Origin of the sequence: Mycobacterium sp. (assembly GCF_035314665.1) — a bacterium.
Lineage (GTDB): Bacteria > Actinomycetota > Actinomycetes > Mycobacteriales > Mycobacteriaceae > Mycobacterium.
Genome location: NZ_DATFZD010000009.1, coordinates 39,287 through 61,755 on the forward strand (window position 1 = coordinate 39,287; position 22,469 = coordinate 61,755).

Genomic DNA, 22,469 nt, shown 5'->3' on the forward strand with positions numbered 1-22,469 from the left:
ATCGGCCGCGAAGCGTGCTCTACTGATAAGCAACCAGCAGGTTGCATACGAGCACGGACCGAATCGAGAAGCAGGTCGTGTTGCGCGCGCCGATGGGCCGGGTGTGGCGTGCGATCAGCGACTCGCAGGAGTTCGGGCGCTGGTTCGGCGTCCGCATCGACGGACCCTTTGTCGCCGGGACTTCGGTTACCGCCACGATCACCGGAACGACCGTCGACGAGGAGGTGGCCGAGCTGCAGCGGCCGCATACTGGGGCAAAAGCGACCTGGCAGATCGTCGCCGTGGATCCGCCACGGCGGTTGGCCTACCGCTGGCACCCGTTCGCGGTCGAGCCCGACGTCGGCTACGCGGCGGAGCCCACCACGCTGGTCGAGTTCACCCTGTCGCCGACGCCGGACGGTGTGCTGCTCAGCATCGTCGAGTCCGGGTTCGACGCCATCCCGGCGGCGCGCCGGTCGGCGGCGTTCGAGGCCAACAGCGGAGGCTGGGCCAAGCAGGTCGAGCTGGTGCGCAAGTATCTGGCGCTGGAGCAGCGGGTGTGACGACGGCGCTCGCGGCGGCACCGCTCTTTGACGCCCTCGGCGATGCGAACCGGCTGCGCATCGTCGTCCGGCTGTGCGACGGCGGCCCGAGCTCGACTTCCCAAGTGACCCAGGCGGTCTCGGTTACCCGCCAGGCGGCCACCAAGCACTTGGAATTGCTGGAGGCCGCCGGGCTGGTCAGCAGCGCCCGACGCGGTCGGGAGCGGATCTGGACCCTGCAGACCCAGCCGCTGGCCCAAGCCAGCGACTACCTCGACCAGCTATCACGTCGTTGGGACGCCGCCATCGACCGGCTGCGCTGCTACGTGGAGGACTGAGCTGTCGGCGTCCTCCGATAGCCTGCCAAGGTGAGCTCAGCAGAGGCTGATCCCGTCGCGCCCGAGATCCGTCGTCGCTGGCGCGAACTGGCCGACCAGGTGCGCGAACACCAATTCCGCTACTACGTGCGCGACGCGCCGATCATCTCCGACGCGGACTTCGATCAGCTGCTGCGTCGGCTGGCCGCGCTCGAAGACGAATATCCCGAGCTGCGCACGCCGGATTCGCCGACCCAGCTCGTCGGCGGTGCCGGCTTCGCCACCGATTTCACCTCGGCCGAGCACCTGGAGCGGATGCTGTCCCTGGACAACGTGTTCAGCACCGAGGAATTCGACCTGTGGGCGGCGCGCATTCACGCCGAGGTCGGCGCCGATGTGCCGTTTCTGTGCGAGCTGAAAATCGACGGTGTCGCCTTGTCGCTGGTGTACCGCGGCGGGCGGCTGGTCCGGGCGGCAACTCGCGGCGACGGCCGCACCGGCGAAGACGTCACGCTCAACGCGCGCACCATTGACGACGTCCCCGAGCGGCTCACCCCCAGCGACGACTATCCGATTCCCGACGTGCTCGAGGTCCGCGGTGAGGTGTTCTTCCGGGTCGCGGATTTCGAAGCGCTCAACGCCGCGCTGGTCGAAGACGGCAAGGCGCCGTTCGCGAACCCGCGCAACAGTGCGGCGGGATCGCTGCGGCAGAAGGATCCGGCCGTCACCGCTCGGCGCAAGCTGCGGATGATCTGCCACGGGTTGGGACACATCGAGGGATTTCGGCCGCCGACCCTGCACGATGCGTATCTGGCGCTGGGCGCCTGGGGCCTGGCCGTTTCCGAACACACCACGCGGGTGGATAACGTTGCCGGCGCGTTGGAGCGGATCGCGTACTGGGGCGAGCACCGCCACGACGTGGCTCACGAAATCGACGGTGTCGTCGTCAAAGTCGACGATGTGTCGCTGCAGCGCAGGCTGGGATCCACCTCGCGGGCGCCGCGGTGGGCGATCGCTTACAAGTATCCGCCGCAGGAGGTGCAGACCGAGCTACTCGACATCCGGGTCAATGTCGGGCGCACCGGGCGGGTCACCCCGTTCGCGTTCATGACGCCGGTCACCGTCGCCGGGTCGACGGTGGGGCTGGCCACCTTGCACAACGCCGCCGAGGTCAAGCGCAAGGGCGTGTTGATCGGCGACACCGTGGTGATCCGCAAGGCCGGCGATGTGATCCCCGAAGTGCTGGGTCCCGTCGTCGACTTGCGTGACGGCTCCGAGCGCGAATTCGTCATGCCCACAACGTGTCCCGAATGCGGAACCGCGCTGGCCCCGGCCAAGGAGGGCGACGCCGACATCCGTTGCCCCAATGCGCGGTCGTGCCCGGCGCAGTTGCGAGAGCGGGTGTTTCACGTCGCCGGTCGCGGTGCTTTCGACATCGAAGGCCTCGGCTACGAGGCGGCCATCGCACTGCTGAAAGCCCACGTGATCGGCGACGAGGGTGACTTGTTCGGCCTGACCGAAGACGACCTGTTGCGCACCGAGTTGTTCACCACCAAGAGCGGCGCGTTGTCTGCCAACGGCAAGCGGCTGCTGGTCAACCTGGACACGGCCAAGAAGCAACCGCTGTGGCGAGTGCTGGTGGCGCTGTCGATCCGCCACGTCGGGCCGACCGCTGCCCGCGCGCTGGCGACCGAGTTCGGCAGCCTGGATGCGATCACGTCGGCCTCGACCGAGCAGCTGGCCGCGGTCGAAGGCGTGGGCCCGACGATCGCCGACGCGGTGACCGAGTGGTTCACGGTGGACTGGCATCGGGCCATCGTGGACAAGTGGCGGTCGGCCGGCGTGCGGATGGCCGACGAGCGCGACGCCAGCGTGCCCCGCACGCTGGAGGGGTTGACGATCGTGGTGACCGGCTCCTTGAACGGCTTCTCCCGCGACGACGCCAAGGAGGCCATCGTGGCGCGTGGCGGCAAGGCCGCCGGCTCGGTGTCGAAGAAGACCGCGTATGTCGTCGCCGGCGATTCGCCCGGCTCGAAATACGACAAAGCCGTCGAACTCGGTGTGCCCGTCCTCGACGAGGACGGATTCCGAAAGCTGTTGTCGGACGGGCCTTCCGAATCGGCTGACTAGCGCTCAGTGCAGCAGCGTCCCGACGATCCCGGCCAGATAGCCCAGCCGCGCCACCTCCGACGGCCGGAATGCCGGACCGCCGGGCCTGCCAAGCATCACCGCGGTGTCGGGCGCGCCCAGCGGCGCGGCCATGAGGGTGGTGTCCAGCTCGCGCCACACCTGGGGCACCCAGTCGTCGGTGGCGTCCAGGGCGCTGGCCCGCTGAATAGGCATCCACGGGACAGCGTCCAGATGGGTTTCCGGCGCGCCCGGGCTGCCGACCACGGGCTCGATGCCGTCGTCGGAACTGCGCAGCACCGCACACCAGCTCACCCGCAGTACCTGGGGGGCCTCGTCGACCAACACCTTCAGCTTGGCCGGAACGTCCCCGGCCGCGGCGACGTGGTCGATCAGCGCCAACTCTCGGTGCGCGTCTAGCAGCCCGGTGTGCGGTCGCAGGCTATCCACCCGCACCCCGTTGAGCGCTTCGGCCGCCGTGATCAACGTGTCGGGCATGGCCCGGGCCGGCAGCTCGACCACCAGGTCGTCGATCGCATAGCCGGCCTGGCGCTCTACGACATCCAGCGACAAGATGTCGGCGCCCACCGACCCCAAAGCCACGGCCAGCGAGCCGAGGCTGCCCGGCCGGTCGGCCAGCTGGACTCGCAGCAGATAGGTAGCCACGCGCACACTGTCGCACAGCGACGCGCCCGCGGCATTTCGACGGCGACGTCGCCGGGCTAGGCCCGATGGCCCGGTTCCTCCTCCCGCCGCTCCGCGGCGCGCATCGTCGCCGGGCTAGGCTTTTCGGTCGTGTCTCAGATCTCCCGCGACGAGGTGGCCCATCTGGCCCGGCTGGCCCGGCTGGCGTTGACAGACGCCGAGCTAGACAACTACGCCGGCCAACTCGACGCCATCTTGACCCACGTCAGCCAGATCCAAGCCGTCGATGTCACCGGCGTCGAAGCAACCGACAACCCGCTCAAAGACGTCAACGTCACCCGCCCGGACCAGACCACGCCATGCCTGACCCAGCAGGAAGCGCTCGCTGAGGCGCCCGAAGCCGTCGACGGCCGCTTCGCCGTCCCGCAGATCCTCGGGGAGCCGCAGTGACCGACATCATCCGGCTGGACGCCGCGACGCTGGCCGGCAAAATCGCCGCCAAGGAGCTGTCGTCCACCGAGGTCACCCAGGCTTTCCTGGACCAGATCGCGGCAACCGACGAGCGTTACGGCGCCTTTCTGCACGTGGCCGCCGATGCGGCGCTGTCAGCCGCGGACGCCGTCGACAAGGCGCTGGCCGCCGGCGAGCAGCCGCCGTCGCCGCTGGCCGGGGTGCCGTTGGCCCTCAAAGACGTGTTCACCAGCCTCGACATGCCCACCACATGCGGGTCGAAGATCCTCAAGGGCTGGCGTTCGCCGTATGACGCCACGGTGACCGCGCGGCTGCGGGCGGCCGGTATCCCGATCCTGGGCAAGACCAATATGGACGAGTTCGCGATGGGCTCGTCCACGGAGAACTCCGCCTACGGCCCGACCCGCAACCCCTGGAACACCGACCGGGTGCCGGGCGGCTCCGGGGGCGGCAGCGCGGCCGCGCTGGCCGCGTTTCAGGCGCCGCTGGCCATCGGGACCGACACCGGCGGCTCTATTCGCCAGCCCGCCGCGCTGACCGCGACGGTCGGCGTCAAACCGACCTACGGCACCGTCTCGCGCTACGGCCTGGTGGCCTGCGCGTCGTCGCTGGATCAAGGCGGTCCGTGTGCGCGCACCGTCCTCGACACCGCTCTGCTGCACCGGGTGATCGCCGGACACGATCCGAAAGACTCCACCTCTATCGACGCGGACGTGCCCGACGTCGTCGCCGCCGCCAAGGCAGGAGCGGCGGGCGACCTGAGCGGTGTGCGCATCGGCGTGGTCAAGCAATTGCGCGGCGAGGGGTATCAGCCCGGCGTGCTCGAATCGTTCAACGGCGCCGTCGAGCAATTGACCGCGATCGGTGCCGACGTGTCCGAAGTCGACTGTCCCCATTTCGATCACGCGTTGGCAGCCTATTACCTGATCTTGCCGTCGGAGGTGTCGAGCAACCTCGCCCGCTTCGACGCCATGCGCTACGGGCTGCGGGTCGGTGACGACGGCACGCACAGCGCCGAGGAAGTCATGGCGTTGACCCGCGCCGCCGGGTTCGGGCCGGAGGTCAAGCGGCGCATCATGATCGGCACCTACGCGCTGTCGGCCGGTTACTACGACGCCTATTACAACCAGGCGCAGAAGGTGCGCACGTTGATCGCACGCGACCTCGACGCGGCCTACACGTCTGTCGATGTGCTGGTGTCACCCACCACACCGACGACCGCGTTCCGGTTGGGGGAGAAGGTCGACGATCCGCTGGCGATGTATCTCTTCGACCTGTGCACGCTGCCGCTGAACCTGGCGGGGCACTGCGGAATGTCGGTGCCGTCGGGTTTGTCGCCGGACGACAACTTGCCGGTCGGGTTGCAGATCATGGCGCCGGCGTTGGCTGACGACCGGATCTACCGGGTAGGAGCTGCCTACGAGGCCGCCCGGGGAGCCCTGCCCTCCGCGATTTGAGATCGGCTGCTGCGAAGGCTCCCTCGGGGCAAGATGAAGGCATGCGGATCGGAATTCTTACCGGAGGTGGGGACTGTCCTGGGCTCAACGCCGTCATCCGGGCGGTGGTTCGCACGTGCGACTCCCGCTACGGGTCGTCGGTGGTCGGATTCCAGGACGGCTGGCGCGGTTTGCTGGAGAACCGGCGCGTGCAGCTGGCCAACGACGACCGCAACGACCGGCTGCTGGCCAAGGGCGGCACGATGCTGGGCACCGCACGGGTACACCCGGACAAACTGCGCGCCGGGCTAGAACAGATCATGCAGACCTTGGACGACAACGGCATCGACGTGCTCATCCCGATCGGTGGCGAGGGCACGCTGACGGCTGCGCATTGGCTGTCCGAGGAGAACGTCCCCGTCGTCGGCGTGCCGAAAACCATTGACAACGACATCGACTGCACCGACGTGACATTCGGCCACGACACCGCATTGATGGTGGCGACCGATGCCATCGACCGGTTGCACAGCACGGCCGAGTCGCACCAGCGGGTGATGCTGGTGGAGGTGATGGGTCGGCACGCGGGCTGGATCGCGCTCAACTCCGGGTTGGCTTCCGGTGCGCACATGACGCTGATCCCCGAGCAGCCCTTCGACATCGACGAGGTGTGCCGATTGGTCAAGCGGCGGTTCCAGCGCGGCGACTCACATTTCATCTGCGTGGTCGCCGAGGGCGCCAAACCGGCCGAAGGTTCGATGAAGCTCGCCGAGGGCGGGATGGACGAGTTCGGCCATGAGCGGTTCACCGGTGTGGCCGCGCAGTTGGCCGTTGAGGTGGAGAAGCGCATCAACAAGGACGTCCGGGTGACCGTGCTCGGCCACGTTCAGCGCGGTGGTACGCCGACCGCCTACGACCGGGTGCTAGCAACCCGGTTCGGGGTCAACGCCGCTGACGCCGCGCACGCCGGTGAATACGGGCAGATGGTGTCGCTGCGGGGTCAGGACATCGGCCGGGTGCCGCTGGCCGAGGCGGTACGCCAGCTCAAGCTGGTACCGCAGAGTCGGTACGACGACGCCGCCGCCTTTTTCGGCTAGCGGTCACGACCCGCGGTTCACGCTTTTATCACTCAGGGTTCACGCGCCAGCCGTTCAGGGTTTGGCCAGGTCAGCGCCGGTCTCGGGTTTTCGACCCGCTGTCACGGTGCTAACGTCGGAACTATGAATTACCGCGGTTTTGATCGCGGCCTTCTACCGCCCAGGGGGGTGCGGCCAAACCATCCGCCGCATCACCGGCCTTCGTCGCGCCAGCAGCTGCCGGCCTCCCGTCCGGACGGCCCGGGCTATCGGCAGCCGCCATGGCCAGCTCGAGCAACGACCGGAACGACTACCGTTCCGGCGGGCCAGGTCAAGACGCCACCGGCTTCCTGGCAGCGTCCCGTCCGCAGAATCGCACTCGACAGCCTCGAAGTCCCATACAGCGATGCGCCACCCGAGTTCAACTGGCGAAGCCTGCTGTCCCAGCTGACGGGAATCCACCTGGGCCCGAGCAGAGGCGAGATGTATCAACTCGAGCTGCGTGATCGGGTCCGGTCGCCGTTGGGCAGTGCATTTCCCATCGCAGTTCTGAATCTCAAAGGCGGTGTCGGCAAGACATCGGTCGTCGAGGCGCTCGGCTCAACGTTCGCCGACGCACGCAGCGACCGGGTGATCGCCGTTGACGTCGACGCCGGAGATCTCGCCGACCGGCACGGCTACCGGAACCAGCTGAGCCTGGTCGACTTGCTTGCCGATCGGTCGGTAACGCGGTACTCCGACGTCCGGGCGTATACCCGCCGCAACCGTGCCGGCCTCGAGGTGCTCGCGCTTCCAAACTATGCCGATAGTGACTGGCACATCGGGCGTGACGATGTCCTCAGGGCGTTTTCGATACTGCGCAACCACTACTCCGTGGTGTTGATGGACTGCGGAAAATCCCTCAAATCCGCTGTGACGGAGGCGGTTTTGTCGGAGTCGCGAGCCCTTGTGGTCGTCACCAACGCCTCCGTAGACGCCATTGAAAAGACCCGCACCACGCTCGAGTGGTTGTCCAGAAACGGCTATCGGCGACAGATCCAGTCCACGGTGCTGGCGATCAACCACACCGAACGAGGACGGCCGAGCGGCACGGTGAACGATCGGCTTGAGCAGCTGTCGGAACGGTTCGCCCCGCGTGTGGTGATTCTCCCGTTCGATCGGCATGTGCGTGAGGGCAACGAAATCGCCCTGGAGCGGCTGGGCAAGCACAGCAGGCGTGGCTACCTGGAGATGGCCGCTGCGCTGGCCGACATGTTCCCGAGACGCAATATCGGGACGTCAGCGCAGTAGCGGCTCCGGCGGCCAATTAGGATCGAGTGCATGACTTCTGCTGCGAGCGCTGCCAAGGCGCCCGGCGCGGAGCTGCTCGACTACGACGATGTCATCGCGCGCTACGACCCGGTGCTCGGCCTTGAAGTGCACGTCGAGCTGTCCACCGCCACTAAGATGTTCTGCGGCTGCGCCACCACCTTCGGCGCGGAGCCCAACACCCAGGTGTGCCCGGTGTGTCTGGGCCTGCCGGGTTCGCTGCCGGTGCTCAACGAGGCGGCAGTCGAATCGGCGATCCGGATCGGGCTGGCGCTGAACTGCGAGATTGTGCCGTGGTGTCGGTTCGCCCGGAAGAACTACTTCTACCCGGACATGCCGAAGAACTACCAGATCTCGCAGTACGACGAGCCGATCGCGATCAACGGCTATCTGGACGTGCCGTTGGAAGACGGCTCCAGCTGGCGAGTGGACATCGAACGGGCCCACATGGAGGAGGACACCGGCAAGCTGACGCACCTGGGCAGCGAGACCGGCCGCATCCATGGCGCGACGACGTCGCTGATCGACTACAACCGCGCGGGTGTGCCGCTGATCGAGATCGTCACCAAGCCTATCGTGGGAGCCGGTGAGCATGCGCCTCAGGTTGCCCGAGCATATGTGACCGCCTTGCGAGACCTGTTGCGCGCGTTGGGCGTTTCCGACGTCCGGATGGATCAGGGCTCGATGCGCTGTGACGCCAATGTGTCGCTGAAGCCCAAGGGAACCACGGAGTTCGGCACCCGCACCGAAACCAAGAACGTCAACTCGCTGAAAAGCGTCGAGGTCGCGGTCTCTTACGAAATGCGGCGACAGGGCGCCGTTTTGGACTCCGGAGGGCGCATCACTCAGGAGACTAGGCATTTCCACGAGGACGGCTACACCAGCCCCGGCCGCACCAAAGAGACCGCCGAGGATTACCGCTATTTTCCCGAACCCGACTTGGAGCCGGTGGCACCGAGCCGTGAGCTTGTCGAAAAGCTCCGCGAGACCATCCCCGAACTTCCGTGGCTGAGCCGCAAGAAGATCCAAGAGGAATGGGGCATTTCCGACGAGGTGATGCGCGATCTGGTCAACGCCGGCGCCGTCGACCTGGTGATCGCGACGGTCGAGCACGGCGCGTCCAGCGATAAGGCGCGCGCATGGTGGGGCAACTTCCTTGTTCAAAAGGCCAACGAGGCCGGCGTAGAGCTCGATGAACTGCCGATCACCCCGGCTCAAGTGGCCGCGGTGGTGGCGCTGGTCGACGACGGCAAACTGTCCAACAAGCTGGCCCGCCAAGTCGTCGAGGGCGTGCTCGCCGGGGAAGGCGAGCCCGAGCAGGTGATGACCGCACGCGGACTGGCCGTGGTGCGTGACGACTCGCTGATCCAGGCCGCGGTCGCCGAAGCGCTGGCTGCCAATCCCGATGTCGCCGAAAAGATCCGCGGCGGCAAAGTGCAGGCGGCCGGTGCGATCGTCGGCGCGGTGATGAAGGCCACCAAGGGCCAGGCCGACGCGGCGCTGGTTCGCGAGCTCGTACTCAAAGCCTGCAGTTAGAGAACTCGACTCAGAACAGGCTCGCCAGCGCGTCAAGCGGGTTACCGACGCCGCTCCAGCCGATCGCCTCCGCAATGGCCTGCGACAACTCGACCATCGACGCGAGCGGCCCGACTGCGCTGGTCGGAACGTCAAGGGTCGCGCAGCCGATGCTGCAGTCGCCGAGTGTGTCGGTGAAGCCGAGGGCGTTGATGAGCGAGCCGGCCGGGCTGAGCAACCCACCCAAGTCGACATCAAGGGTGGAGCTTGAAGACGGCACGCTGATCCCGAACTCAGTCAGCAACGCGTCGAAGTTGACGTCACCGTAGCCATTGAGGAATGCGTTGGTGACGTTGGCCGGCATGTTGAGCAGATCGTCGAACGCCGTCGTGTAATCGGGGTTGCTGCCGCTGAGCGCGTCGACGATACCGGTGACGTCGTCGTTGATTTGCAGCACCGGGCTGAGCGTGGTGCCGATGTCGCCCCACAGGACGCCGCTGAGCGGTGACCCCGAGAAATTGAGGTACGGCTCGACTTGAGATGCCAGGGTGTCGCCGAGGAGGAGCTGAAGGACGGGGATGTCCACGTTCGTGCACAGCGGGCAAATCCCGATAGTGAAGTTGAGCCCGTTGGTGAGGATGTTGAGCAGGTCCGCTTTGCCCGGTAGGTCGATGTCGAAAAGATGGATCCCCAATGCCGAGATACTGATCTCGCTGGGCGTTGTGTCGAGGGATGGATAGATGTACGGCTCGGGGTTTGGCGGCTCGAACGGGACGACGGCGGCGTTCTGCGCGGCGCTCAGATTGTCTTGGATTTGCGTCGGGATGTCGCTGATCTTCGATGGGTCTTTGAGAACTTCTTCCAGGAAGCCGACCTGGTTGACCAGGAACTGTTGCAGCGCCGGGGCGGGGGCCGGCGACCAGTGGTCGTAAACATCGGTGGCGTTGGCCGACGCCAGCTGCAGGACGTCGGTCCAGTTGTTGGGGTCGAAGCTTGTCAGTTGCACGGCGCGCATCTGGGCGTCGGGCAGCGCCGCGGCCATTGGGGTAGGGGATACAGCGCTGACGCCGACGAGGGCAACACCGGTGATGATCCAGGGTCGGGCGGTGAGTTGCATGGCCATCTCCCTCAGGCGGCGCGTTGGAGAACCTAGAGATTACCTGAGGGCGCACTGAGAATGGGCTAAAACGATCGCGGCCTCCTGAGTAGAGGGGACCAGGGCGTTCGATCCCTCACTACCGTCTGGCATCCGACCTGCCGGAATCCCTAACCGGTGTGTGTCGTGCGCGCCTACGATGAGTTTTGTCGGGGTGCCGTGACAACAGAACGGTGTGATCGCGACGTGTGCTGAGTGGGTTGCCAACCGGAGCGGCAATGATGTCGAGCCGCCCAGTATCGCGATGCCCGTGCCCCCCTGGCGGTCGGCATGACCGACACCCTGACGCTGCGATCCGACGACGTAAGGCAGCGGTTCACCGTCGTCGGCGTCGTGCAAGGGGTGGGTTTTCGTCCCTTCGTCCACCGCATCGCGAACGACCTGGGGCTGGCCGGGTTTGTCGGAAACGATTCCGGCGCGGTGTTCATCGAAGTGCAGGGACCTCTCGCCCGGGTTGACGAATTCGCGCGTCGGCTGCGCGCCGAGGCGCCGCCGCTGGCCCGGATCAACACGGTATCCATCGCCGACGTCGAAGCGAACACGCTCGACGGCAACAGCTTCCGCATCGTCGAAAGCCGGACCGCGCTAGGAGCCGGCACGCCCATTCCGCCGGACGTCGCGGTCTGCGACGACTGCATCGCCGAGCTGTTCAACCCGCAGGACCGCCGCTACCGGCACCCGTTCGTGACCTGCACCAACTGCGGCCCGCGGTTCACGATTATCCGAGCGCTGCCCTACGACCGCCCGGCCACCACCATGGCGACTTTTGCGATGTGTGACCGGTGTGCCGACGAGTACCACGACCCGGCCAACCGCCGTTTTCACGCACAGCCGATCGCCTGCCCGGACTGCGGACCGTCGCTGTGGTTTTCGGCGCGATCCGGTCGGGTCGATGGAGCCGACGCCGCGCTGGCTGCCACCCAACGGGCGTTGGCCGCCCGGGGCGTCGTCGCGATCAAGGGCATCGGCGGTTACCACCTGGCCTGCGCTGTCGACGACGACGCGGCGGTGGGCGCGCTGCGGCGCCGTAAGGCGCGTGGCGCCAAGCCGTTTGCGATGCTGGTCCGCGATCTCGACATCGCCCGCCGCTATGCGCATATCGACGACGCCGAGGCCGCCGTGCTCACCAGCCCCGCCCGCCCTATCGTGTTGTTGCGCCGACGCCGCGATGCGCCGGTCGCCGATGCCGTTGCACCCGGCAGCCCGCTACTCGGTCTGATGCTGCCGTATTCGCCGATCCATCACCTGCTGCTCGCGCCGGTCCCTGATGCCGGCTCCGAGCTGCCCGACGCGCTGGTGCTGACCAGTGCCAACCGGTCCGACGAGCCCATCTGCTTCACCGAAGCCGATGCGGCGTCACGTCTTTCGCCGCTTTGCGACGCGGTGCTGGACCATAACCGGCCGATTCATGTGCCGTGCGACGACTCGGTGGTCCGTGTCGTCGACGGCCGCGAGCTGCCGATCCGCCGCTCCCGCGGCTACGCACCGCTGCCCGTGGACCTCGGCCGCGACGGCCCGACGGTGCTGGCTGTCGGGGGCGAACTGAAGAACACGTTCTGCCTCACCGACGGCTCACGCGCCTACATGTCCGGGCACATCGGCGACATGGAAACGCTGGAGACGCTGCGCGCGTTCGAGCGTGCGGTCGGCCAACTCAGCGAGATCCGGCACCAGCCGGCGCGATTGGCCGCCGATCTGCACCCCGGATACCAGACCCGCAACTGGGCCGAGCGGCATGCCGACGATCGCCCGTTGGATCTGGTCCAGCACCACCATGCCCACGTGGTGTCGCTACTGGCCGAACACGGTCGGCTGGGCGAGCCGATCATCGGAGTGTCGTTCGACGGCACCGGTTATGGCTGCGATGAAACCATCTGGGGCGGTGAGATTCTGGCTCTCGGGCCGGATAGCCACCGCTTCGTCCGGGTCGGGCACCTGTTACCGGTGCCGCTGCCCGGCGGCGATGCCGCGGTGCGCAACCCGTGGCGGATGGCGCTGTCGCAGTTGTGGACGGCCGGCATCGACTGGACTCCGGATCTGGCTCCGGTCGCCGCGATTTCCGATGCTGAATTACGGCTGATTCGTTCGCAATTGGATAACAATGCGGGCTGTGTAGCGTGTTCGAGCATGGGCCGGCTGTTCGACGCCGTCGCCTCCTTGCTCGGGGTGCGGCACCGGATCGACTACGAGGGCCAGGCCGCCATCGAACTCGAGGTGCTGGCCGACTCGGCCGATGCGCAAGCGGCGCCGCTGCGGATGGATGTGCGAACCGATGCAGTGATCGAGCCGACCGGCATGGTGCGCGCAATGGTGTCGGCGCTACGCGCGGGCATCGAACCGGCGATGCTGGCCGCGGGCTTCCACCGGGCCGTCGCGCAGGCGGTTTCGGAAGTAGTCGGCCTCGTTGCCGGTGAGGTGCGGATGGTGGGCCTCACCGGCGGAGTCTTCCAGAACGTGCTCCTGCTGCGCCTGTGCCAACAACAGTTGCAGCAGAACGGATTCGAGGTGCTGACGCACCACGCGGTGCCGCCGAACGACGGCGGACTGGCGCTTGGTCAGGCAGCGGTATCCGTGCTGACCGCACGGGACAAAGAACGAGGGGAGGAATGAATCAGTGGGCAACGATGTGACGACCACCGCGATCGACCGTGGGCTGGACGCCGACCTGGCCGCCGATCTGGCCGCCACGTCCTTCACATTGGCCAAACGGTTCGCGGCGGGCGCCACGATGTGGTCCATCGCGCCCGGCTGGGAGCCGCATGCTCTGCATATCGCGGTCGAATTCATCCATCCGGTAATCGTGGGCAAGCGAGCATTACCGGCCGTCGCGATCACCGGTCCGGATGTCGTCGACGTGGTGCGAGTATCGGTGCGGCCGGGCGACGTCGTGGTCGCCGTCGCTGGTGCCGACGAACCCGAGGTGCGGTCGGTGATGCACCGAAGCCGGGCGTGGGGCGTGACGACCGTCTGGATCGGTAGCGGCGAGCGACCGAAAGCCGGCGTGGCCGACCACGTGTTGTGGCTGGACGACCCCGACCCCCGAGTCCCCGCGACCGGCGGATTCGTGTTGTTCTACCACCTGCTGTGGGAGCTGACTCACGTCTGTTTCGAGCACCCGGGTCTGTTGAAAGCGGGTTTAAAAGAAGGCGATGCGTGCACCGACGAAGTGTGCGTCACCTGCAGCGACGAAGGCCGTCTCGGCGAGGTGCTGACCGCGACGGCCGACGGCATGGCGACCGTGCGCACCGCCAACGGCGTCGAAGCGGTCGTGACCACACTGGTCGACCCGATCACCGCCGGCGAGCTGGTGCTCGTGCACGCCGGCACGGCGATCAGCCGCGTCGTCGACGAAGATGCCGGCGCAGCCGGGATCGAGGAGCGGCGCACATCGGGAGGTGGGGTGCGATGACTGACGAGCCCACGAACTTCCTCTATCCGTTCATCGACGCGCAAGAAGACGATCCCAAATCGCTGCTCGCCGACCTGGCTGCTTCGGCGCAGGCCAAGGCCGCCGAAAGCCTGGGGCTGCGCCGCTCGACGCTGGAAGCCAACACGGAACTGATCGGCAGCGCCGCCGCCGAGATGGCGCGTCGGTTCAGCACCGGGGGACGGCTGTTCACCTTCGGTAACGGCGGAAGCTGCACCGACTGCACCACTTTGGCACGGCTGTTCGCCCAGCCGCCCGTCGGCGCGCCGCTGCCGGCCTGGTCGTTGACGGCCGATCAGGCGATCATGACCGCGCTCGGCAACGACGTCGGGTTCGAGCTGGTGTTCGCCCGGCAGTTGATCGCCCGCGGAAAAGCCGGCGACATCGCCATCGCGATGTCGACCAGCGGAAGTTCGCCGAACTTGATGGCCGCTTTGAAGGAGGCGCGCCATCGCGGCATGTACACCGTCGGCTTCGCCGGCTACGACGGTGGCGCATTCGCGAAAAGCCCGGATGTCGACGCGTGCTTCGTGGTTCGCTCGCAAAGCGTGCACAGGATTCAGGAATCCCAAGCGCTGCTGGCCTATCAGCTGTGGCTGGCAGTGCACGAGCAGATGGCTACCCAGCCAGTGGAGGCCTCATGAGCAAGTCGTCAAGCGAATACCTGGCCGCGGGACCGGGTTTCGGCGAGGGCGAGGTAATCGAGCGGATCGAGTCGTTCCGCAGGCGTCGTCCCCGGTTGCTCGACGATCACGTGACGCTGGCGCATGGCGCCGGCGGAAAGGCATCTGCGGCCTTGGTGGACGCCGTTTTCATGGAGGCGTTCCGTAATCCATTGCTGGAGTCTCTGGGCGACGGGGCCGTGATCAACTTGCCCGGCGGTGAGCGGCTCGTGATGTCCACTGATTCATTCGTGGTGCAGCCCAGACGTTTTCCCGGCGGCTCGATCGGTGAATTGGCCGTGCACGGCACCGCCAACGACCTGGCGGTGGCGGGTGCGGTGCCGCAATGGATCTCGGCTGCCTTTGTGCTCGAGGAAGGCTTCTCGATCGCCGAGTTGAAAGAGATCGTCGCCGACATGGCCGCCGCGGCCGCGGCATGCGGTGTGCAGATCGTCACCGGTGACACCAAGGTCGTGCCCAAGGGCGCGGCCGACGGCCTGTTCATCACGACCACCGGCGTCGGCGTGATCCCCGCAGGCCGCAAGTTGTCGCCGGCATCGGTGCGCCCCGGCGACAAGGTGCTGTTGTCGGGGTCGATGGGCGATCACGGGATGGCGGTGATGCTGGCCCGTGGTGACTTGGCCATCGAGGCTGACATCCACTCCGACACCGCCGCGGTGAGCCCGATGGTGGAGTTGTTGTTGTCGGCCGCGCCGTCGACGCGTTGGCTCCGTGACCCGACCCGCGGCGGCGTCGGCACCGTCTGCAACGAACTGGCCCAGGCCTGCGGTCTGGGGGTGCTGTTGGAAGAGGATCGCCTGCCGGTGCACCCGATGGTGAGCGGCGCATGTGAGCTGCTCGGCATCGACCCGCTTTACGTCGCCAACGAGGGCAAGTTCATTGCAGTCGTCGCGCCGGAGGAGGCCGAGGCCGGACTGGCGGCGATCCGGTCCCATCCGTTGGGCGCCGAAGCTGCCGAAGTCGGGCAGATCGTTGCCGAGCCCGCCGAAACAGTCGTCTTGCGAACAGGTTTCGGTGGTTCCCGGATCGTCGACATGCTCGTCGGCGACCCGCTGCCGAGGATCTGCTGAGAAGGCTTGGCGAACGAAAGGAGCTGAACGACATGTGTCTGGGAATCCCGGGGCGGATCGTCGAGATCACCGACGCCGAGAACTATTTGGCGAAGGTCGATGTCAGCGGTGTGCAGCGCACCATCTCGGTGCGGCTGCTGGAAAACGAGATGCCCGAACCCGACGACTGGGTGCTGGTACACGTCGGCTTCGCGATGGCGAAGATCGACGAGACCGAGGCGTTGCTCACATTGGCGGCCGTCAAGAAGCTCGGCGACGCCTACACCAGCGAAATAGAAGCCTTCGATTCGTCGGCGATCGTCTGACGGGGAGGAAACGAGATGAAATTCGTTGACGAATTCCGTGACCCGGCGGCGGCCCGCAAACTGCTGGTGGCGATCGAGCATCTGGCCGGATCCGGCAATGGCGCCGACTATTTCAAGTTCATGGAGGTGTGCGGTGGCCACACCCACACCATCTACCGCCACGGCATCGAACACCTGCTGCCGGAAAACGTCGAACTCGTTCACGGCCCGGGGTGTCCGGTCTGCGTGATCCCGATGGGCCGCATCGACGACGCGATGTGGCTGGCCGGACAACCCGACGTGATCTTCACGTGTTTCGGCGACATGATGCGGGTGCCCGGCTCCAATGGCAGCCTGCTGGATGCCAAAGCACGCGGCGCCGACGTACGTTTCGTGTACTCGCCGCTCGACGCTCTGAAGATCGCCACCGACAACCCGGATAAGCAAGTGGTCTTCTTCGCCATCGGATTCGAGACCACCGCCCCGTCCACCGCGGTGACCTTGGTGCGGGCCCGCGATCTCGGCCTGCCGAACTACAGTGTGTTCTGCAACCACGTCACGATCGTGCCGCCGATCAAGGCCATCCTCGATTCACCAGACTTGCGGTTGTCCGGCTTCATCGGACCCGGCCACGTGTCGACGGTTGTCGGGAACCGGCCATACCGATTCGTGCCGGAGGTGTACGGAAAACCATTGGTGGTGGCCGGTTTCGAGCCGCTCGACATCCTGGCCTCGGTAGCGATGCTGCTGACCCAAATCCGCGAGGGCCGCTGCGAGGTGGAGAACCAGTACTCCCGGGTGGTGCCCGAACACGGCAACCCGGCGGCGTTGGCGTTGATGGGCAAGGTGTTTGCGCTGCGTCCGCACTTCGAATGGCGGGGGCTCGGGTTCATCTCGCAAAGCGCGCTGCGGCTCAGCGACGACTTCGCGGACTTCGACGCCGAACTGCGTTATTCGATGCCCGGTGTGCGGGTCGCCGACCCGAAGGCCTGCCAATGCGGCGAGGTACTCAAGGGCGTGCTGAAGCCTTGGGAATGCAAGGTTTTCGGCACCGCATGCACCCCGGAGACTCCGATCGGGACGTGCATGGTGTCCCCGGAGGGCGCCTGCGCGGCCTACTACAACTTCGGCCGAATGCACAAAGACGCCCTCAAGCTGGTGGAGTCCGGGCGGGCCTGACCCATGTCGGCGCCAACTTCTGGCAAGCGGGATATCCGGGGAACCGAGGTGTTCGCCCGTTACGCCTACGCGCCCAACGCGCTTGGCTACTGCGGCCCACCGCTGGGAAAGACCCTGCGCGACGGCTCGTTGGAGGACGTTCGGACGGCCGCGACGAAATTCTCCGGCGCCTGGCCGTATTTGCAGGTGCTCTCGACGATGACCGGCATCGCCGACCCGTTGGACCACCGGCTGGTGGAGTCCTACTGGCTGGGCGGCGGTGTCGGCGCTGACCTGGACGCCGGCGACTTCGTTGACGCATTGCTCGCGATCATCGGCCCACAGGCCGGGCGCTACTGGGCGCACCTCGGCCCGAATCTGGTGCCCGAGGCCGCCGCCAATCACTGCTTTCATGTTTTCGGGGTGTACCCGTGGTCGCGACTGCTGGGCCGGGGCGTCGACGAGCATCCGATGGGTGTTCTAGATAACTGCCGGATCACCTGGGGCACAGTGCTTTCCCGCGACGGTGACGGCGTCGACGTGTCGTGCCAACAGCTGGTCCTGGACGATCATGGGCTGACTCTCTCCGAGCCGACGGCGCGAAGGCTCGACGTGTGGGCCGACGGCTACAGCGCGGTACCCGACGTGGCGGTCGGTGACGAAGTCGCGATCCACTGGGGTCGGTTGTGCGGGCGGCTACGAGCCGAACAGATCCGGGCGCTGAGCGACGCCACCAACCGCCAACTCGCGGTGACCAATCAGCGGCTGGAGCGGGTGTAAGCCGAGGGCGAACAGGGGCATAACGCGACCGGTGGCGACGCTGAGGCGGTTATGCCTGAATATCGCCCGGACGCCGACGCCATGGATGCCTACTCGGCCGTGGTCACCGCGGTCGCGCAATCGGTGCTGCCCAGCGTGGCCAGCATTTCGGTGCGCAGCCGCCGCGGCAATGGCGGCGGCAGTGCAAGCGTCATCACCCCCGACGGGTACCTGTTGACCAGCGCTCACGTCGTCGCCGGAAGTCGTTCCGCGGAGGCCACGTTCGCCGACGGCACCACGGTGGCCGCGGACATCGCCGGTCGCGACGAGCTCTCCGACCTGGCCGTGCTGAAGGCTCGCGGTGCCGTTCCTGTGCCGGTAACGATGGGCCGCGCCGAGGATCTGCAAGTCGGACAACTAGTCGTGGCGATCGGCAATCCGCTGGGCCTGGCCGGCAGTGTCACGGCCGGGATCGTCTCCGGACTTGGGCGCTCGCTGCCTACCAAATCGGGCCGCGTTGTCGACGAAGTGATCCAGACCGACGCCGCGCTCAATCCGGGAAACAGCGGCGGCGTGCTGGCCGACGGGCGCGGACGCATGGTCGGGGTCAACACCGCCGTCGCGGGCATCGGCCTCGGGCTGGCGGTGCCGATCAACGCGTCCACCCACAAGATCATCGCGGCGTTGATGCATAGCGGCCGGGTGCGCCGCGCGTGGCTGGGTATCGCGGGTGCACACATTCCGGTGCCGCCGGCCGCCGCGGCGAAACTCGGCACCACCCACGGCCTGCAGATCGCCAGCGTGGTCGCGGGAAGCCCGGCCGCTCAAGCAGGGCTGCGCCGAGGCGACATCGTGGTCAGCGTCGACGGTACGAGCATCGTGACCGCCACAGCGATTCAGCAACTGATGGTCGAAGACGCGATCGCGCGCCGGATCGAAATGACGGTGTGGCGCAACGGCGCCCTCGTCGACGTGTTCGTGATACCCAGGGAGCTCTCAGACCGCTGACCGTATCGTGGAGAGCGATGACCGGCATTGGCGATCAGCTTCGCGAGCAGATGGTGGAGACCGCCCTCGGCACAGTGCGGGTGCAGGTCGGGGGGTCCGGCGCGCCGATCATGTTCTGGCCGAGTTTGTTGATGACCGGCGACATGTGGCATGGGGTGGCCGATGGTCTCGTCGGGCGCTCGCAGGTGATCCTGGTCGATCCGCCGGGCCACGGCGGAAGTCAGCCGCTGACAGGCATGTTCAGCTTCGGCGACTGCGGGCGTTGCATTGTCGACATCCTCGACGGCCTCGGCGTTGACCGAACTCACTTCGTCGGCAACTCGTGGGGCGGCATGATTGGCGCGACATTCGCCGCGACCTACCCGGACCGGATCGGCCGAGCGGTGCTGATGAACTGCACCGCCGGCCGGGCCAGCCTCCGTCAGAAGGTCGAGTACGCGATGCTGCTGCGGCTGGCGCAGTGGCAAGGGCAGATCGGACCGATGCTGATCCGATCGGTGCTCAAGGCGTTCCTGGGGCCGACAACCTTTCGGGAGCGTCCCGACGTTGTGGCACAAGTTCGTTCGGCGGTGAAAGAGGTCAATATCGCTTCTGCCTCCTGGGCGGTGAAGAGCGTGGTGCCGGCCCGGCCCGACCAGCGGCCGTTGTGTGCCGACATCACCGCACCAGTGCTCGTCGTCGCGGGCGCCGAAGACGCCACGTTCCCTCCGCGAGAAGCGATCGCGATGGCCGCCGCGATCCCGAACTCGTCGATTCGTGTGCTCAACAAAGTTGCTCACCTTGCCGGCCTGGAAGACCCCGTGTTGGTCAGCACTCTCGTCGAGGAGTTCTGTTTCCAATAGGGCGGTCAACCGCTCGGCGATATTGGGCCATGATGGCATTGTGGGAGACGAACCTTTTGACCGGCTGGTCGGGATGCTGGACTACACGATGTTCGTGGTGACCACCCAAGCCGATGGTGAACCGTCGGGGTGCCTGGTCGGCTTTGCCACCCAAACCAGCATGCAACCGCCACGGTTTCTGGCCGGGCTGTCCAGGGCAAACCACACCTGCCGGGTGGCGGCGCGATCGGAGCATCTGGCAGTGCATGTGTTGTCGCGCCGTCACATTGACTTGGCCCGTCTGTTCGGCGGCCAAACCGGGGACCAGGTCAACAAATTCGAGCACTGCTCGTGGCAGACCGGTCCGGAGGGCATGCCGATTCTCGACGACGCGGTGGCGTGGTTCGTCGGCAAGACGCTGAAGCGGATCGACCTCGGCGACCACATCGGTTACCTGTTGGAACCCGTCGCCGGTGATGCCCCTGAAAGCTCCGACGACCTGATCAGCTTCCCCGACGTCGCCGACCTCGAACCAGGTCACGAGGCGTGAGGTCAGCGACCTAGGCCGCCGGGTGTCGACGTCGAAGCGAGTTCAGGACGACTACGTGGCCGCCGTCGCCGCCGGTTGACGGCGGCGACCCGAAAGAAGACCGACGGCGCGAAAAGGCTTGCGGGAGGCGAGGAAAAGCCGGCAACTTTCAGGAATTGCCCCGCCACTGCAAGATTCGTCTCAGCGGCGGTCTGCACCCGATCGACATATTTGTTGACTAGCCGCACCGATAACGGCCTGGGCCCCTCGATCTCGGGCAGGGCCAGGTCACCTCCCACGGCGAGCTGCCAGGCCACACCGATGGGTTTGGCGGCAGCGCGGAAGAACCTCGGCGCCAAGTTGTCTTGACCGCGGCGCAAACAGCGGTCGAGTGCCACGGCTTCGAGTGCGGCAACCGTCATCCCTTGGCCGTAGATCGGATTGAAGCTGCATATCGCGTCACCGAAAACGAGCAGACCCGCCGGAAACCGCCGCATCTTGTCGTAGCGGCGCCATCGACTGGATGGAGTCCGATACCGGGCCACTTCCCCGAGCGGTTCGGCGGATTGCAACTGCGGTTTAGGCACTTCCATGGCGCGCAGGAAACCAGGCGCAAAAAGGAGAACACCCGGTTAGGGCGCCGGGTGTTTCGTGTGTTGGTGGCGGCGGGTCAGCTTCCGGTGTCGGCGTCGCCGCGCATGGCCTGCTCAACCTCAGCGATCAGCTTCCGGTGGCCAACGTGAAGCTCGATGGCCGCGCGCCGCTGAGCAGGATTCGTTCCGCACTGAAGTGGGTACCACTCCTGGATGAAAACCATCGCACGTGCCGCAGCATCAACGGTCGTAATGACCGCCGGTTTAGGGCTCGCCGGTTTCGGGGCGGCTGCCGTCGCCCAGGCCCAACCCGCGCCGTTCCCGAATTATCACTGGTGCCCCGGCCAGTCGTGGGATCCGGGGTGGGGGGGCAACTGGGACGGGGGCCGCTGCCACGACGACCACTGGTTCGACGGTGAATCCCGCGACCAGGGCCACTGGCACAATGGCCCCTACGACAACCACTGGGGAGGCGACCAACACTGGCAAGGCGACAACCACTGGGGAGGCGACCAACACTGGCAAGGCGGCAACCCCGGCGACCAACACTGGCAAGGCGGCAACCCCGGCGACCAACACTGGCAAGGCGGCAACCCCGGCGACCAAGGTCACCGGCACTGAGGTGATGTAAGCGGGATCCGGTGACCTGTCAGTCCTTCGGCTGCTGCCGTGCCAGCTGAACGCAAGTCTGTGTGTCTGAACGCAGGTCTGTGTGTATTGCGTCCGCTTGCGATCTGACCGCAGTAGAACGTATTTCAGCCAGTCGATGCCAGCTCCGGTCTCCCCGTTTTACACAGCGGCGGTGCGAAGCGAGGGAAGATGACCAACATGGGTGAGGCGAAGGGCCCGTTCGGCGGGTCGTCCCAGTCCTCGGCGAGCGCTGAGGATGTGTGGGCGGTGTGGACGAACCCCGCCGAGTGGCCAGGTGATGTCATTGTGATGGCCAAGATCGACGGCCTATTCGCGGTGGGGGCGAAGATCACGATGCGGGTAAAGGGCCATCCGCCGCTGAGATTGACCGTCACCCGAGTAGAAGCGCCGGTGTTGTGGACGGGAGTGGCGAGAGTGCCCGGATTGACCGAGACCATCGATCACTCATCGAGCCCACTGACTCGGGCACATTGATTACACAGCGCACCGTCTTTACCGGCCCGTTGGCTTCGATCGCGGCACGAGCACTGGGGGGAACAGTGCGGAAGACTTTTGAGGCGACGACGGCGCACTTTGGGCGGCTGGCCGAGAGACGCGCGTCCCACTAAGCGTTAATCCGCAGCAAGGTGAGTCATAGAGTGTTCTTCGCGTAATCGGTGCCACCGGCTGCACAAGTTGCTTACGGCACGCGAAATGAGTTTCGCCGAAACCCACCGCTACGGCGACGTGACAGCGAAGAACCAAACCCGCCTTGAGCGTATCCGGCAACTTCACCGGCCGGTTACTTCTCCAGCGTGTACTGGGCGATATCGAGGTAGCCGTCGCGGAACCGCTTCGCGCATCCACTCAGATATCTGTCATAGCGGTTGTAGACCACTTCACCCTGTAGCGCGATGGCCTCATCCTTATGTTCCCTC

At 66.3% G+C, this 22,469-nt stretch carries 24 protein-coding genes; 20 read left to right on the top strand and 4 right to left on the bottom strand.

Going from position 1 to position 22,469, the window contains the following annotated elements; genetic code table 11:
- Positions 1–41 precede the first annotated feature (41 nt).
- The 3 genes from VKI00_RS00675 to ligA are packed head-to-tail and all read left to right on the top strand — an operon-like array spanning position 42 to position 2,968.
- Complete coding sequence (locus VKI00_RS00675) at positions 42–542, top strand: SRPBCC family protein (protein ID WP_324434485.1); 501 nt, start codon at positions 42–44, stop codon at positions 540–542.
- Positions 539–859, top strand: a complete 321-nt coding sequence (locus VKI00_RS00680; RefSeq protein WP_324434487.1) for a metalloregulator ArsR/SmtB family transcription factor — start codon at positions 539–541, stop codon at positions 857–859. The genes VKI00_RS00675 and VKI00_RS00680 overlap by 4 nt, the downstream gene beginning before the upstream one ends.
- Before the next feature lie 30 nt (positions 860–889).
- Positions 890–2,968: an NAD-dependent DNA ligase LigA gene (gene ligA, locus VKI00_RS00685; protein WP_324434489.1), complete on the top strand. Its 2,079-nt coding sequence runs from the start codon at positions 890–892 to the stop codon at positions 2,966–2,968.
- Positions 2,969–2,971: 3 nt separating this feature from the next.
- On the opposite strand, the gene VKI00_RS00690 is transcribed toward ligA, so the two are convergent.
- Complete coding sequence (locus VKI00_RS00690) at positions 2,972–3,631, bottom strand: amino acid-binding protein (protein WP_324434491.1); 660 nt, start codon at positions 3,629–3,631, stop codon at positions 2,972–2,974.
- A gap of 129 nt (positions 3,632–3,760) precedes the next feature.
- On the opposite strand from VKI00_RS00690, the gene gatC reads away from it, so the two are divergent.
- From gatC to gatB, 5 genes are all read left to right on the top strand, one after another.
- Positions 3,761–4,060 (top strand): Asp-tRNA(Asn)/Glu-tRNA(Gln) amidotransferase subunit GatC, encoded by a 300-nt coding sequence (gene gatC, locus VKI00_RS00695; protein WP_324434493.1) that lies wholly within the window; start codon positions 3,761–3,763, stop codon positions 4,058–4,060.
- Entirely contained in the window at positions 4,057–5,538 is a 1,482-nt protein-coding gene (gene gatA, locus VKI00_RS00700; protein ID WP_324434496.1) for an Asp-tRNA(Asn)/Glu-tRNA(Gln) amidotransferase subunit GatA, read from the top strand. The genes gatC and gatA overlap by 4 nt, the downstream gene beginning before the upstream one ends.
- Before the next feature lie 41 nt (positions 5,539–5,579).
- Positions 5,580–6,611 carry an ATP-dependent 6-phosphofructokinase gene (locus VKI00_RS00705; protein ID WP_324434498.1) on the top strand — a complete coding sequence of 344 codons (1,032 nt, stop codon included), beginning with the start codon at positions 5,580–5,582 and terminating at the stop codon, positions 6,609–6,611.
- Between the two features lie 462 nt (positions 6,612–7,073).
- The gene (locus VKI00_RS00710) at positions 7,074–7,880 is read left to right on the top strand and encodes a MinD/ParA family protein (protein ID WP_324434500.1); all 807 of its coding nucleotides are present in this window, start codon (positions 7,074–7,076) and stop codon (positions 7,878–7,880) included.
- 30 nt (positions 7,881–7,910) lie between these two features.
- A complete protein-coding gene (gene gatB, locus VKI00_RS00715; RefSeq protein ID WP_324434502.1) occupies positions 7,911–9,434 on the top strand; it encodes an Asp-tRNA(Asn)/Glu-tRNA(Gln) amidotransferase subunit GatB in 1,524 nt (507 codons plus the stop codon).
- A gap of 10 nt (positions 9,435–9,444) precedes the next feature.
- Here the strand turns inward: gatB and gjpA are convergent, their stop codons facing one another.
- Positions 9,445–10,530 (bottom strand): outer membrane porin GjpA, encoded by a 1,086-nt coding sequence (gene gjpA / locus VKI00_RS00720; RefSeq protein WP_324434504.1) that lies wholly within the window; start codon positions 10,528–10,530, stop codon positions 9,445–9,447.
- A 309-nt stretch (positions 10,531–10,839) separates the two neighbouring features.
- On the opposite strand from gjpA, the gene hypF reads away from it, so the two are divergent.
- The 10 genes from hypF (at position 10,840) to VKI00_RS00770 (ending at position 20,329) form a co-directional block, all read left to right on the top strand.
- Positions 10,840–13,179, top strand: coding sequence for a carbamoyltransferase HypF (gene hypF / locus VKI00_RS00725; RefSeq protein ID WP_324434505.1), 2,340 nt, complete (start codon positions 10,840–10,842; stop codon positions 13,177–13,179).
- 16 nt (positions 13,180–13,195) lie between these two features.
- Positions 13,196–13,978, top strand: coding sequence for a HypC/HybG/HupF family hydrogenase formation chaperone (locus VKI00_RS00730; protein WP_324434532.1), 783 nt, complete (start codon positions 13,196–13,198; stop codon positions 13,976–13,978).
- Positions 13,975–14,640 carry an SIS domain-containing protein gene (locus VKI00_RS00735; RefSeq protein WP_324434507.1) on the top strand — a complete coding sequence of 222 codons (666 nt, stop codon included), beginning with the start codon at positions 13,975–13,977 and terminating at the stop codon, positions 14,638–14,640. The genes VKI00_RS00730 and VKI00_RS00735 overlap by 4 nt, the downstream gene beginning before the upstream one ends.
- On the top strand, positions 14,637–15,749 hold the full coding sequence (gene hypE / locus VKI00_RS00740; protein WP_324434509.1) for a hydrogenase expression/formation protein HypE: 1,113 nt from the start codon (positions 14,637–14,639) through the stop codon (positions 15,747–15,749). The genes VKI00_RS00735 and hypE overlap by 4 nt, the downstream gene beginning before the upstream one ends.
- A 32-nt stretch (positions 15,750–15,781) precedes the next feature.
- Positions 15,782–16,054: a HypC/HybG/HupF family hydrogenase formation chaperone gene (locus tag VKI00_RS00745; protein ID WP_324434511.1), complete on the top strand. Its 273-nt coding sequence runs from the start codon at positions 15,782–15,784 to the stop codon at positions 16,052–16,054.
- Positions 16,055–16,069: 15 nt separating this feature from the next.
- Positions 16,070–17,212, top strand: a complete 1,143-nt coding sequence (gene hypD, locus VKI00_RS00750; RefSeq protein ID WP_324434513.1) for a hydrogenase formation protein HypD — start codon at positions 16,070–16,072, stop codon at positions 17,210–17,212.
- 3 nt (positions 17,213–17,215) lie between these two features.
- On the top strand, positions 17,216–17,971 hold the full coding sequence (locus tag VKI00_RS00755; protein WP_324434514.1) for a DUF6390 family protein: 756 nt from the start codon (positions 17,216–17,218) through the stop codon (positions 17,969–17,971).
- A gap of 51 nt (positions 17,972–18,022) precedes the next feature.
- Entirely contained in the window at positions 18,023–18,958 is a 936-nt protein-coding gene (locus tag VKI00_RS00760; RefSeq protein WP_324434516.1) for a S1C family serine protease, read from the top strand.
- 17 nt (positions 18,959–18,975) lie between these two features.
- Positions 18,976–19,800, top strand: coding sequence for an alpha/beta hydrolase (locus VKI00_RS00765; RefSeq protein WP_324434518.1), 825 nt, complete (start codon positions 18,976–18,978; stop codon positions 19,798–19,800).
- A 73-nt stretch (positions 19,801–19,873) separates the two neighbouring features.
- Positions 19,874–20,329 (top strand): flavin reductase family protein, encoded by a 456-nt coding sequence (locus VKI00_RS00770; protein ID WP_324434533.1) that lies wholly within the window; start codon positions 19,874–19,876, stop codon positions 20,327–20,329.
- Between the two features lie 2 nt (positions 20,330–20,331).
- On the opposite strand, the gene VKI00_RS00775 is transcribed toward VKI00_RS00770, so the two are convergent.
- Positions 20,332–20,901 carry a hypothetical protein gene (locus tag VKI00_RS00775; protein ID WP_414687084.1) on the bottom strand — a complete coding sequence of 190 codons (570 nt, stop codon included), beginning with the start codon at positions 20,899–20,901 and terminating at the stop codon, positions 20,332–20,334.
- Between the two features lie 213 nt (positions 20,902–21,114).
- Here VKI00_RS00775 and VKI00_RS00780 point away from each other — a divergent pair, with 213 nt between their 5' ends.
- Both VKI00_RS00780 and VKI00_RS00785 read left to right on the top strand, forming a co-directional pair.
- The gene (locus VKI00_RS00780; protein ID WP_414687085.1) at positions 21,115–21,522 is read left to right on the top strand and encodes a hypothetical protein; all 408 of its coding nucleotides are present in this window, start codon (positions 21,115–21,117) and stop codon (positions 21,520–21,522) included.
- Positions 21,523–21,729: 207 nt separating this feature from the next.
- Positions 21,730–22,026 carry a hypothetical protein gene (locus tag VKI00_RS00785; RefSeq protein WP_324434520.1) on the top strand — a complete coding sequence of 99 codons (297 nt, stop codon included), beginning with the start codon at positions 21,730–21,732 and terminating at the stop codon, positions 22,024–22,026.
- Between the two features lie 307 nt (positions 22,027–22,333).
- Here VKI00_RS00785 and VKI00_RS00790 read toward each other — a convergent pair.
- Positions 22,334–22,469, bottom strand: a 136-nt coding sequence (locus VKI00_RS00790) for a class I SAM-dependent methyltransferase (protein ID WP_324434537.1), incomplete at its 5' end; no start/stop codon positions are given.

Coding starts and splice junctions, on each gene's coding strand:
- VKI00_RS00705 (WP_324434498.1), top strand. CDS start 5,580: ATGCGGATCGGAATTCTTACCGGAGGTGGGGACTGTCCTGGGCTCAAC.
- VKI00_RS00710 (WP_324434500.1), top strand. CDS start 7,074: ATGTATCAACTCGAGCTGCGTGATCGGGTCCGGTCGCCGTTGGGCAGT.
- gatB (WP_324434502.1), top strand. CDS start 7,911: ATGACTTCTGCTGCGAGCGCTGCCAAGGCGCCCGGCGCGGAGCTGCTC.
- gjpA (WP_324434504.1), bottom strand. CDS start 10,530: ATGCAACTCACCGCCCGACCCTGGATCATCACCGGTGTTGCCCTCGTC.
- hypF (WP_324434505.1), top strand. CDS start 10,840: ATGACCGACACCCTGACGCTGCGATCCGACGACGTAAGGCAGCGGTTC.
- VKI00_RS00735 (WP_324434507.1), top strand. CDS start 13,975: ATGACTGACGAGCCCACGAACTTCCTCTATCCGTTCATCGACGCGCAA.
- hypE (WP_324434509.1), top strand. CDS start 14,637: ATGAGCAAGTCGTCAAGCGAATACCTGGCCGCGGGACCGGGTTTCGGC.
- VKI00_RS00745 (WP_324434511.1), top strand. CDS start 15,782: ATGTGTCTGGGAATCCCGGGGCGGATCGTCGAGATCACCGACGCCGAG.
- hypD (WP_324434513.1), top strand. CDS start 16,070: ATGAAATTCGTTGACGAATTCCGTGACCCGGCGGCGGCCCGCAAACTG.
- VKI00_RS00755 (WP_324434514.1), top strand. CDS start 17,216: ATGTCGGCGCCAACTTCTGGCAAGCGGGATATCCGGGGAACCGAGGTG.
- VKI00_RS00760 (WP_324434516.1), top strand. CDS start 18,023: ATGCCTGAATATCGCCCGGACGCCGACGCCATGGATGCCTACTCGGCC.
- VKI00_RS00765 (WP_324434518.1), top strand. CDS start 18,976: ATGACCGGCATTGGCGATCAGCTTCGCGAGCAGATGGTGGAGACCGCC.
- VKI00_RS00770 (WP_324434533.1), top strand. CDS start 19,874: ATGCTGGACTACACGATGTTCGTGGTGACCACCCAAGCCGATGGTGAA.
- VKI00_RS00775 (WP_414687084.1), bottom strand. CDS start 20,901: ATGGAAGTGCCTAAACCGCAGTTGCAATCCGCCGAACCGCTCGGGGAA.
- VKI00_RS00780 (WP_414687085.1), top strand. CDS start 21,115: ATGAAAACCATCGCACGTGCCGCAGCATCAACGGTCGTAATGACCGCC.
- VKI00_RS00785 (WP_324434520.1), top strand. CDS start 21,730: ATGGGTGAGGCGAAGGGCCCGTTCGGCGGGTCGTCCCAGTCCTCGGCG.